An 11,562-nucleotide genomic window follows, 5' to 3' on the forward strand; every position below is an offset into this window, starting at 1 on the left:
CCTGTCTGCTCTATTGTTGCAGGATGCAGCAAAGATCCTGTTGCTTTAAAATACAGCCAACAGTAAATCAATGTCTTTAGAGGGCAAATTCAACGTTTCGCCCAAATCGTCATTGGTGAGAATACCATTGTAAATGTAAATCCCTTTGCGAAACCCTTTGGTCGATTTTATATAGTTTTGAATTCCTCCGATTTCACCAACCGAAATAATAATGGGCGACAGTACGTTGCTTAAGGCAATTGAGGCCGTTCGGGCAACAAGCGATGAGATATTGGGTGCGCAAAAGTGTACCACGTCATATTCGGTATAGGTCGGATTTTTGAGGTCGGTACAACGACTGGTTTCAAAGCATCCGCCCTGACTGACGTTTAGATCGATAATCACCGAGCCTTTTTTCATACGCGACACCATTTCTTTCGATACTCTGAACGTTGGCGCTTTATTCACCGACATGGCGCCAAGTACAACATCGGCCGATTTTAACGCTTTTTTAAGCACGTTTGGATATAATACGGAAGTGAAAACCTGGTGCCCTAAAGTTTCCTCGAGCTTACGCAGCTTGAGGATGTTATTGTCGAACACTTTCACGCTTGCTCCTAGTCCGATTGCGGCCCGGGCGGCAAATTCACCGGCTGTTGTTGCTCCCAGGATTACCAGCTCCGTGGGCGAAATTCCGGTTACACCACCTAGCAAAACACCTTTCCCATTTCTCGAGTTACTTAAGTATTCGCTAGCCACCATAATCGAAGCCGAACCAGAGAGTTGGCTCATTAAGTGAACAACGGGCAGGTAGTTTTCCTCATCCTCCAAATATTCGTAGGCAATGGCAGTTACTTTTTTACGCATGAGTTTCTGCACCGACTCCGCACAATGGGTGTTTAGTTGCATATTGGAAATCAAGGTCTGATTCCCGCGTAACAAGTCAATATCGTCGTCGTTGAAAGGAGACACCCTAAGAATAATATCGCACTGAAATACATCGGCTCTTTTTTCCTGCACAATAGCCCCTGAATTGCGGTATTCCTCATCGGAATAGCTCGACGCTTTCCCAGCACCTTTTTCAATGCAAATTTCGTGACCATAAGAAACCAGCAGTTCAACAGCTTCTGGGGTAAGCGGAATGCGCGATTCAACCCGGGCAAAATCTGACGGAATACCAATCGTAATCTTTTTACCTTTCCGGCGTATTTCCAGCATCTCTTCCTGAGGCATGTACCAGCTCGCTATCCCGGGTCTGTTTTCTTGTTCTGTCATTTTTTACACTGCTTAGTTTTCCAAGTTAGTCTTTCTGCATAAAAAAGGCAAATTGCCTAAACGATTGAGGCTTTCAACTCGCGTACGGTTGCCGATATTTCCTCAATATGCACCTCCACAAGTTTTTCGGGAAGCAACCGTTCAATCTTTTCGGGCCATTCCATAAAACAGTAGTTCCCGCTGTCAACATAGTCGTCAAAGCCCAGGTCCATCGCTTCTGTCATATCCTTTAACCGATAAAAATCAAAGTGGTAGATTTTTTCAGGACGGTTGGTGTCGTACTCATTCACTAAAGCAAAGCTTGGACTTGTAATGTTGTCGGTTGAGCCCATTGCCCGGCATAGCGCTTTGATGAAAGTTGTTTTACCTGCTCCCATTTTACCGTAGAAAGCGAAAAGTCGCTGATCGCTGAACGTTTCCAAGAACTCTTCAGCAACTTTAGGAAGGTCGTCAAGCGAATTAATTTGTATTGAAAACATAACGGGTTATTTGTGGACGCAAAATAATAAACTTCTAGTGATATTTTACCGCACTAATTGTCGAATTTTCGGCGCTTTAACACGAAAGGGATGATCCTGCTTCTGCGGGAAATGAATATTAGTTTGTTTTTTCCCACCTATTGATCGGGGAACCAGTTTTGTTCGCCCTTTTTTAGAAAATTGTATTACTTTTGAGAAAACACTTTTGAAATTTGCAATTATGAATCTTCCTGAAAACTTAAAGTACACAAAAGAACACGAGTGGGTTCGTGTTGAAGGTGATGTCGCCGTGGTTGGTATTACCGATTTTGCTCAGGGCGAACTGGGTGATATTGTTTTTGTTGAAATTGAGACCGTTGGTGAAACGCTGGCAGTTGGTGAGACTTTCGGCACAGTTGAGGCCGTAAAAACAGTGTCAGACCTTTTTATGCCGGTAGGAGGCGAGGTTTTAGAGTTTAATCCGGCTTTGGAAGATAGTCCGGAATTAATCAATAAAGATGCATACGGCGATGGCTGGATGGTTAAGGTGAAAATTGAAGATGCCGCGCAGCTCGATCAATTAATGGATGCAACTGCTTACAAAGCGATGTTGGAAGCGTAAAAATTGAATAACTGAGATAGTCAAGTCCCCGGAGAATTTTCTTCGGGGATTTTTTTTGCCTGTCGCATATCAGGAAGCAGGAATATGCCATCTTTTGTGGCTCTTAAGCGTTGGAGTAGACTAGATGGTGGAAACTGCTCCGTAGGCCTTAAATCGCGATTACCGGGAAGGAAATCGTTTGGATGTTTGTTGATTCTTTGGGTTGAAGAAATTATCGGCTCAGTTTATGGTTCACCCGCGGCCAAAACAATAGCTAACGGAGCAAAAAAAATCCGGCGAGTGGCCGGATTTTATAATGTATTTAATGTCGAATTACAATTTCTTCGCTACTTCGATTTCGTGGAACGACTCAATAAAGTCTCCTTCTTTAATGTCGTTGTAACCATCGATGTTCAAACCACATTCATAACCTTTGGCAACTTCTTTCACATCATCTTTGAAACGTTTCAGTGAGCCCAGGTTACCTGAGTAGATTACAATACCATCGCGAATAACGCGAATCTTGTAAGTTGCAGAGCGGACAATTTTTCCATCGCGGACAATACATCCGGCCACTGTTCCAACCTTGGTGATATTGAAGGCTTCCATAACTTCGGCGGTACCGGTAATTTCTTCCTTAATTTCAGGCGACAACATTCCTTCCATCGCTGACTTGATCTCGTTGATCGCATCGTAGATGATCGAGTAAAGGCGGATATCCACTTCTTCCTTCTCTGCCAAACGACGCGCTTGCATAGTTGGGCGAACCTGGAAGCCAACAACAATCGCATCGGATGCGGTTGCCAGGTTGATATCTGATTCGGAGATGGCCCCCACTGCTTTGTGGATCACATTCACCTGAATTTCTTCGGTTGACAACTTGATCAGTGAGTCAGACAAGGCCTCGATTGAACCGTCCACGTCACCTTTCACAATCAAGTTCAATTCCTGGAAGTTACCAATTGCGATCCGACGACCAATTTCATCCAGTGTGATATGTTTCTGAGTCCGGAGACCCTGTTCACGAGCCAATTGTTCCCTTTTGTTAGCAATCTGACGCGCTTCGCGTTCATTCTCAAGTACGTTGAATTTGTCACCCGCTTGTGGCGCACCATCCAAACCTAAAATAATAACCGGTTCCGACGGGCCAACTTCCTGAATCCGTTGGTTTCGTTCGTTGAACATCGCTTTCACGTGACCGAAATACTGCCCGGCCAACACGATATCGCCTTGTTTCAAGGTTCCGTTCTGAACTAGAACCGTCGCAACATAACCACGACCACGGTCGAGTGATGATTCGACAATTGTACCGGTAGCACGCTTGTCTTTGTTGGCTTTTAGATCCAACATTTCAGCTTCGAGCAATACTTTTTCAAGCAATTCGGAAATATTGGTTCCTTGCTTTGCTGAGATATCCTGACTTTGGTATTTTCCACCCCATTCTTCAACCAGGAAGTTGAGGTTGGCCAATCCTTCTTTTATCTTTTCCGGGTTAGCACCGGGCTTATCAATCTTATTTATCGCAAAGATGATCGGTACACCGGCTGCTTGAGCATGGTTGATCGCTTCTTTTGTTTGCGGCATAATGTCGTCATCGGCCGCGACAATGATAATCGCGATATCGGTTACCTGAGCACCCCTTGCACGCATGGCGGTAAACGCCTCGTGACCCGGTGTATCAAGGAAAGTGATACGGCGTCCACCTTCAAGAGTCACATTGTAGGCTCCGATATGCTGGGTGATACCTCCGGCCTCACCGGCAATTACATTCGCGCTACGGATGTAGTCGAGCAACGATGTTTTACCGTGGTCAACGTGACCCATGACCGTTACAATTGGAGCACGCGAGTGTACTTCAGAAGGTTGGTCGTCATGTTCTTCGATCGCCTCCAAGATGTCGGCACTCACAAACTCGACTTCAAAGCCAAATTCATCAGCGACAACTGACATTGTTTCCGCGTCAAGACGTTGATTGATCGAAACAAACAAGCCTAAGCTCATACAGGAAGAGATTACCTGAGTCACACTTACATCCATCATGGTAGCCAACTCAGCTACTGATACGAATTCGGTAACTTTCAGGACATTCTTTTCTGCCGATTGTTTTTCAAAATCGGCTGCTGCACGCTCGGTTGCTGCGTTTCGTTTGTCACGACGATATTTTGAACCTTTCGATTTTCCTTTTCCGGATGTCAGACGAGCTAAGGTATCTTTAATTTGCTTTTGTACGTCTTCTTCGCTGACCTCGTTCTTAATGACACGTTTTTTGACTTTCCCGGCGACAGAACCGCCTTGTCTCTGCTGTCCTCCCTGACCCGCTCCTTGTGGTTTGGGCCCGACTGTGATCCGTCCGGAAGCATCTTTCTGAATTCGGCGACGCTTTTTCTTTGGATCGGCGTTTTGCGATTGATTGCCCTTGTTTTGGTTGTCGGGTAAATCAATTTTTCCGACTACAGTAGGACCGGAAAGTTTATTAACGTTTGTACGAACCTCAGGTTTTGTGCGCTCTTTGGGTTGTTCACCCGGAGCACCTTGTCCCTGACGTTTTTGCTTTTCACGTTCACGGCGTTCGTCCTCTTTTTGCTTTTTAGACTTTTTAGCCGGACGGGTTTTTTGGTTGATGGTGGAAAGATCGATCTTTCCAACAACTTTAACTTCGTCTACTTTGGGGATATTGGTTGGCATTTGTTCCGGTGTTGCCGGTTGCGTTTGAGTTTCCTCTTTTTGTGGTACCTCCGCAGGTTCAACTTCAGTTGGCTTCGGTTCCTCTTTAGCGATGACCGGTTCCTGAGGTTTTGCTACTTCCTTAACTTCTTCCTTAGGCGCTTCAACCTTTGCTTCCGGTTCTTTCTCAACCTCCTTTGCAGGAGCTTGAACTTCGGGTTCTTTTGGTGTTTTAGGCTTTCCTAAATCGATTTTACCTAAAACCTTTGGCTGTTCGAGCGGAGTGGTGTAAGTCGTTTTGGCCTGTTCCGGCTTGGGTTCTGCCGGCTTTGGTTTAGGCGTTGGCAAATCATGTTTGGAACTACTATGGTCGGTAATGCGGATCTCATCGGCTTGGAATTCTTCTTCCTCATCCGACGAATCATCCTCTTCATGCATGTCGTCCAACGTGATAGTTTCTTTTTTGGTACGCTGACTTTTCAGGTTGATTTTCTCCGACTCTTTCTTTAGACTAATATCATTCTTGTATTCCTTTTCAAGGAGATGATAGGCGTCTTCGGAAATCTTCGTGTTTGGATTGTTATCCACGTCAAATCCCTTCTTTTGAAGAAACTCAACGATGGTGTGAATCCCAACGTTAAACTCTCGTGCTACCTTATTCAGTCGCGTATTTTTGTTGCCAATTGTCATAAACCCAATCTCTTATTTTTAATGCTTTCCGGGCACAAGGCTCCGAAAACTTTGCAATTTTACTCAAATTATTTAAAACCTGACAGGCAAAAGGAGAAATTTAAATAAATGGTTACTCGAATTCAGAACGCAGAATTCGTAATAGTTCATCAATTGTTTCTTCTTCCAGGTCAGTACGCTTGATCAAGTCGTTTCGGCTAAGGCTCAACACATTTTTCGCTGTGTCGCATCCGATCGATTTTAATTCGTCCAAGATCCAAGCTTCAATTTCGTCTGCAAATTCATCCAGGTTTACATCCTCGTCGTCGGCTTCCATCTCGCGGTATACGTCAATTTCGTAACCGGTTAACTGGCTGGCCAAACGAATATTCAGACCTCCTTTACCAATGGCCAGTGAAACTTCATCTGGTTTCAGGTAAACATCGGCACGTTTGGTGTCTTCGTGAATCTTGATTGACGAAACTTTCGCCGGATTCAAGGCACGTTGGATAAATAATTGCAGGTTGTTAGAGAAATTAATCACGTCGATGTTTTCATTGCGCAATTCGCGAACAATACCATGTATACGTGAACCTTTCATCCCAACACAAGCACCTACCGGGTCAATACGTTCGTCGTAGGATTCTACGGCTACTTTGGCGCGTTCGCCCGGCACACGAACAATCTTTTTGATCGTGATCAGTCCGTCGAAAATTTCCGGCACTTCCAATTCGAATAAACGTTCGAGGAATACAGGAGATGTTCTGGACAAAATAATAACCGGATTGTTGTTGCGCAGTTCTACTTTATAAACAACGGCACGCATGGTGTCGCCCTTACGGAAGTAGTCAGAAGGAATCTGTTCTTGCTTTGGAAGCAACAGTTCGTTACCTTCATCATCCAGGATCAGGATTTCCTTTTTCCATATCTGGTACACTTCGCCGGCAACAATATCACCGATCTTAGTCTTATATTTATTGTAAATATTGTCTTTCTCCAGTTCCAGAATTCGGCTGGCCAGATTCTGGCGCAGGTTTAAGATGGCACGGCGACCAAAATCTTTGAGCTTAACTTCATCGGTAACTTCTTCACCAACTTCGTAATCCGCATCGATTTTTTTGGCTGCTGTTAAGCTAATTTCCAAATTCGGGTCGTTGATTTCATCATCGGCCACGACAGTCCGGTTTCGCCAAATTTCTAAGTCACCTTTGTCAATATTAATAATGATGTCGTAGTTCTCGTCCGTCCCGTAAGTCTTTTGCAGAACATTGCGGAAAACGTCTTCAAGAACGCTCATCATTGTGACCCTGTCAATGTTTTTCAGGTCCTTAAATTCGGAAAAGGTATCGATAAGATTAATCGTATCCATCTTGCCCCGGTTTTAAAATTTTATAATATTCTTTACTGTTTTTGTTTGTTCAAACGAAAATTGGAGGAGCCGTGTTACCAGTTCCTTTTTCTTTTTTCCTTCAATTTTCTCTTTTTGAGTGGTTTCCAACTCAAAACCATTTTCGTCGGCATGCTTTAAGATGCCCTCACGTTTTTGACCATCCTTTAAAACAACTTCAACTTCACGTCCGATGTTTTTTAGATATTGACGCAGAACTTTAAATGGCAGTCCTAATCCAGCCGATGAAACCTGAAGCTCGAAATCCTCGCTTTCGCGATCCAGATTTCCTTCAATTTGTCGACTTACAGCGACACAGTGATCAATAGAGATCCCGTTTTCGCCGTCAATCAATACCGAAATCTGGTTAGCCGGGCTGATTTCAACATCGACGATGAACTGATCTTCAGTTAGTTTATCCTCAATTAATTGAATGATTTTTTTCTTGTCAATCATTTTTTTGGCTAATAAAATAGGGGACTTCAGGTCCCCTATCTTGTGGATGTTTTCGTTTGTCTGCGCAAAAGTAAGAAATCTTATTGAATTCACAAAATGGGGAAGTTTATGATTTTCAGTGGTTCTTTAGTTGCGCTCCCCGGCAATAGGGATTGAAAAGTTTTCGTAATTTTGGTTCATCGAATTTACACATTTATACCTCAATAGTTTGAAGACAAACAAAAAAAAGATTATCAACGACCCGGTATTTGGGTTTATTACCATCCAGTCCGAATTGATTTTCGATTTGATTGAACACCCCTACTTTCAGCGTCTAAGGCGAATTAAACAACTCGGGTTGTCGTGCATTGTATTCCCCGGAGCAAACCATACGCGCTTTGAGCATGCGATTGGTGCTGTTTTTTTGATGCGGGCGGCAATCACCGACTTGCGCATTAAAGGGGTGAGGATCACCGAAGAAGAGGCAGAGGCCGTGACCGTGGCAATTTTGTTGCATGATATTGGACACGGACCGTTTTCGCATGCACTCGAACATTCGATTGTTGAAGGACTTGTTCATGAACGAATTTCTGTTTTGTTGATGGAGGATCTCAATCAGCAATTCGAAGGGCGATTGTCGCTGGCTATTGAGATTTTTAAAAATGAATATCCAAAGAAATTTTTACACCAACTGGTTGCCAGTCAGCTGGATGTTGACCGGCTGGACTATTTGCGGCGCGACAGTTTCTTCACCGGAGTTACTGAAGGTATAATCGGATCGGATCGGATAATTAAAATGTTGAATGTCCGGAACGATGAACTGGTGGTAGAGTACAAAGGGATTTATTCTATCGAAAAATTCCTGATAGCCCGACGATTGATGTATTGGCAGGTGTATTTGCACAAAACTGTTTTGTCAGCAGAATTCCTGTTGGTTAATATACTAAAGCGAGCGAAGGAGGTCGCCATGAAAGGTGACAAATTGTTCGCGACACCAAGTTTATCGGTGTTTCTTGAGAACAAAATAAGCCTGGAGCACTTTCAAAATGGCAGTACTTTTATGGGACGATCGTTATTGTCTGTTTTTGCAAGTCTTGAGGATGACGATGTTATAGCCTCCATAAAACAATGGCAATATCACTCCGACCCGATCCTTGCCTATCTGTCCGCATGTCTGGTTAACCGCAAGTTGTTCCGCATAAAACTGCAGAACAAGAATTTTGGAAAAAAGCAGATTCAATTACTGGAAGAAAAAGTCGTGCAACAGTTTGGTGTAGAGAAGCAGGATGTTCCTTATTTTTTGGTTCAGGATTCAATCACAAATAACGCCTATCTCACAGAAGATAACAAGATTAATATCTTGCAGAAAAACGGCAGGATCTGCGAAATTAATGAGGCGTCCGATATTAATTTGTCTGGTTTATCGCACACGGTCAGGAAATATTTTGTCTGTTATCCGAAAGAATTGGACATTAGGTAAATTAAACCTATTTTTGCAGCGCTCCAAGAAATAAAATATGGAATTTAAAGCAATCACCATTGCCGAGTTTCTGAACGGAACAATTGAAGGCGATGAAAATGTTAGCGTAAGCAATGTGTCTAAAATTGAGGACGGTAAACCTGGCACCTTGGCTTTTTTAGCTAACCCAAAGTACGAGAAATATGTGTACGACACTGCGGCGTCTATCGTATTAGTTAAGAACGAATTTGTTGCGGAAAGACCGGTAACTTGTACGCTCATCAGAGTAGAAGACCCCTATCAATCGATGGCAGCTTTGTTGGAATTATACCAACAATCAAAGGGACAGAAATTCGGGATCGAACAACCCTCCTTTATTGATTCAAGCGCTAAAGTTGGCGACAATATTTATATTGGGGCATTTGCCTACATTGGCGCAAATGTCTCGGTAGGTGATGGTTCTAAAATTTACCCTCAGTCTTTTATCGGTAACAATGTGAAAATTGGAGCCAATACGATTATCTATGCCGGTGTTAAAATATACGACGACTGTGTGATTGGCGACAATTGCATTATTCACGCCGGCGCTGTTATCGGTTCCGATGGATTTGGGTTTGCGCCAACTCCGGATGGCTCCTATAAGAAAATACAACAGGTTGGTAATGTGCTCATTGAAGACAATGTTGAAGTTGGCGCCAATACCACGATTGACTGTTCAACCATGGGATCGACGATTATTCGCAAAGGCGTAAAACTGGATAACCTGATTCAGATTGCCCACAATTGCGAAATTGGTGAGAACACCGTGATGGCAGCTCTGGTTGGGATTGCAGGATCGACTAAAGTTGGTAAAAATTGTGTCCTTGCCGGACAAGTTGGAGTCGCTGGTCACCTAACTATTGGTGATCGCGTTACAATTGGTGCAATGGCGGGTGTTACAAATAACATTAAAGAAGGAAAAATTGTGCTTGGCGCACCGGCCATGGATCACGACAAGGCGCTGAAAACCTTTGTAGTGTACCGGCGCTTGCCCGAAATGCGTGATTCGCTCAGTGAGCTTCAAAAAGAAGTTAAGGAATTAAAAGCAAGATTAAACGAAGAGTAAGCTTCGGATATTTTTAGCATGATGACAGACAAGCAAAAAACCTTGGCTAATGAGTTTTCGATTAGCGGAAAAGGATTACATACCAGTTGCCTGGTAACGGCTGTTTTTAAGCCGGCACCCGAAAATCACGGGTTCAAATTTAAACGGGTTGATTTAGACGGCCAGCCAATTTTAGAGGCCGATGCGAATATCGTTGGAGACACCTCTCGCGGAACAGTCATTCAAAAAGGCCAAGCCCGGCTAAGTACCATCGAACATGCGTTGGCTGCACTTGTTGGAATGGATCTGGATAACGTGTTGATTGAAATCGACAACCAGGAAATGCCTATTATGGATGGTAGCGCGCGCATGTTTGCTGAAGCGATCGAAAAAGCCGGCGTAGTGGAGCAGGATGCTGAACGGGAATACCTCGAAATCAAAGAAAAAATAGTTTATAAAGATCCCAAAACCGGTTCGGAGCTAATTGCATTGCCAGACGATGACTATCGTTTGAATGTGATGATCTCGTTCAACTCAAGTGTTTTGAGCAATCAGTTTGCGTCACTCGAATCGTTAGCAGACTTTAAAAAGGAAGTGGCTCCTTGCCGTACCTTCGTATTTCTGCGTGAATTAGAGTTCCTGCTTCAGAACAATCTGGTTAAAGGCGGTGATCTGGATAACGCGATCGTGATTATGGATCGGGAAGTTAGCCAGGAAGAGATGGATCGTTTAGCGGATTTGTTTCATCACGAACGCATTGAAGTTCAAAAGGACAAAGGTATTTTAAACAACCTGGACCTACATTTTGAAAACGAGTGCGCCCGCCATAAGCTACTCGACGTGATTGGCGATTTGAGTCTGGCAGGCGTTCGGATTAAAGGGAGAATTATTGCCACCAAACCCGGGCATGGCGTCAATACAGAGTTTGCCAAACTGTTGAAAAAGGAATTTCAAACCCGGAAGCGGAATGATATTCCGGAGTACGATCCGGAAAAAGAACCGGTGATGGATGTCAATAAAGTGAAGCAGTTTTTACCGCATCGCTTCCCCTTCCTCTTGGTCGATAAAGTTACAGAAATAACCGACGATCATATTATCGGAATTAAGAATGTAACGGTAAATGAGCCATTCTTTACCGGTCACTTCCCCGATGAGCCTGTTATGCCGGGGGTTTTGCTGGTCGAAGCAATGGCCCAATGTGGCGGTCTGTATGTTCTGCACAACAAAGAGGAAAAATATTCAACCTATTTTATTCGTATCGACAATGTGAAGTTCAGACGCAAGGTTGTGCCCGGCGATACGCTGATATTCAAGATGGAACTAACGTCTCCGATTCGTCGGGGTATTGCAAATATGAAAGGTTTATGCTATGTTGGCAAATCTTTAGTGGCCGAAGGTGAGTTTATGGCACAGATTGTCAAAAATTAAAAAGTATTGAAAACAATATAAAATGAAACAACCATTATCTTATGTACATCCCGAGTCGCAAGTAGCAGACAATGTGGTTATTGAGCCATTTGTTACTGTTGATAAGGATGTTGTCATTGGTGA

The 11,562-nt window shown here is 43.6% G+C and carries 9 protein-coding genes; 4 read left to right on the top strand and 5 right to left on the bottom strand.

All coding sequences use genetic code 11. The features are described from left to right. Positions 1 to 45 precede the first annotated feature (45 nt). Both ABZD21_RS06295 and tsaE read right to left on the bottom strand, forming a co-directional pair. Positions 46 to 1,254, bottom strand: coding sequence for an alanine dehydrogenase (locus ABZD21_RS06295; RefSeq protein ID WP_372773749.1), 1,209 nt, complete (start codon positions 1,252 to 1,254; stop codon positions 46 to 48). Between the two features lie 56 nt (positions 1,255 to 1,310). Continuing rightward, positions 1,311 to 1,733, bottom strand: a complete 423-nt coding sequence (gene tsaE / locus ABZD21_RS06300; protein ID WP_372773750.1) for a tRNA (adenosine(37)-N6)-threonylcarbamoyltransferase complex ATPase subunit type 1 TsaE — start codon at positions 1,731 to 1,733, stop codon at positions 1,311 to 1,313. A gap of 220 nt (positions 1,734 to 1,953) precedes the next feature. On the opposite strand from tsaE, the gene gcvH reads away from it, so the two are divergent. Next, positions 1,954 to 2,334 (top strand): glycine cleavage system protein GcvH, encoded by a 381-nt coding sequence (gene gcvH / locus ABZD21_RS06305; protein WP_372773751.1) that lies wholly within the window; start codon positions 1,954 to 1,956, stop codon positions 2,332 to 2,334. 312 nt (positions 2,335 to 2,646) lie between these two features. Here gcvH and infB read toward each other — a convergent pair whose 3' ends face one another. The 3 genes from infB to rimP form a co-directional block, all read right to left on the bottom strand. After that, positions 2,647 to 5,667: a translation initiation factor IF-2 gene (gene infB, locus ABZD21_RS06310; protein WP_372773752.1), complete on the bottom strand. Its 3,021-nt coding sequence runs from the start codon at positions 5,665 to 5,667 to the stop codon at positions 2,647 to 2,649. A gap of 112 nt (positions 5,668 to 5,779) precedes the next feature. Beyond that, on the bottom strand, positions 5,780 to 7,015 hold the full coding sequence (gene nusA, locus ABZD21_RS06315; protein ID WP_372773753.1) for a transcription termination factor NusA: 1,236 nt from the start codon (positions 7,013 to 7,015) through the stop codon (positions 5,780 to 5,782). A gap of 12 nt (positions 7,016 to 7,027) precedes the next feature. After that, positions 7,028 to 7,489 (bottom strand): ribosome assembly cofactor RimP, encoded by a 462-nt coding sequence (gene rimP, locus ABZD21_RS06320; protein ID WP_372773755.1) that lies wholly within the window; start codon positions 7,487 to 7,489, stop codon positions 7,028 to 7,030. A gap of 208 nt (positions 7,490 to 7,697) precedes the next feature. On the opposite strand from rimP, the gene ABZD21_RS06325 reads away from it, so the two are divergent. The 3 genes from ABZD21_RS06325 to ABZD21_RS06335 are packed head-to-tail and all read left to right on the top strand — an operon-like array spanning position 7,698 to position 11,439. Further along, a complete protein-coding gene (locus ABZD21_RS06325) occupies positions 7,698 to 8,948 on the top strand; it encodes an HD domain-containing protein (RefSeq protein ID WP_372773757.1) in 1,251 nt (416 codons plus the stop codon). 37 nt (positions 8,949 to 8,985) lie between these two features. After that, the gene (lpxD, locus tag ABZD21_RS06330) at positions 8,986 to 10,032 is read left to right on the top strand and encodes a UDP-3-O-(3-hydroxymyristoyl)glucosamine N-acyltransferase (RefSeq protein WP_372773758.1); all 1,047 of its coding nucleotides are present in this window, start codon (positions 8,986 to 8,988) and stop codon (positions 10,030 to 10,032) included. 18 nt (positions 10,033 to 10,050) lie between these two features. Further along, complete coding sequence (locus ABZD21_RS06335) at positions 10,051 to 11,439, top strand: bifunctional UDP-3-O-[3-hydroxymyristoyl] N-acetylglucosamine deacetylase/3-hydroxyacyl-ACP dehydratase (protein WP_372773759.1); 1,389 nt, start codon at positions 10,051 to 10,053, stop codon at positions 11,437 to 11,439. The last annotated feature ends 123 nt before the right edge of the window (positions 11,440 to 11,562 follow it).

Source organism: Mangrovibacterium sp. (assembly GCF_041596335.1).
In the GTDB taxonomy this organism is placed as follows: Bacteria; Bacteroidota; Bacteroidia; order Bacteroidales; family Prolixibacteraceae; genus Mangrovibacterium.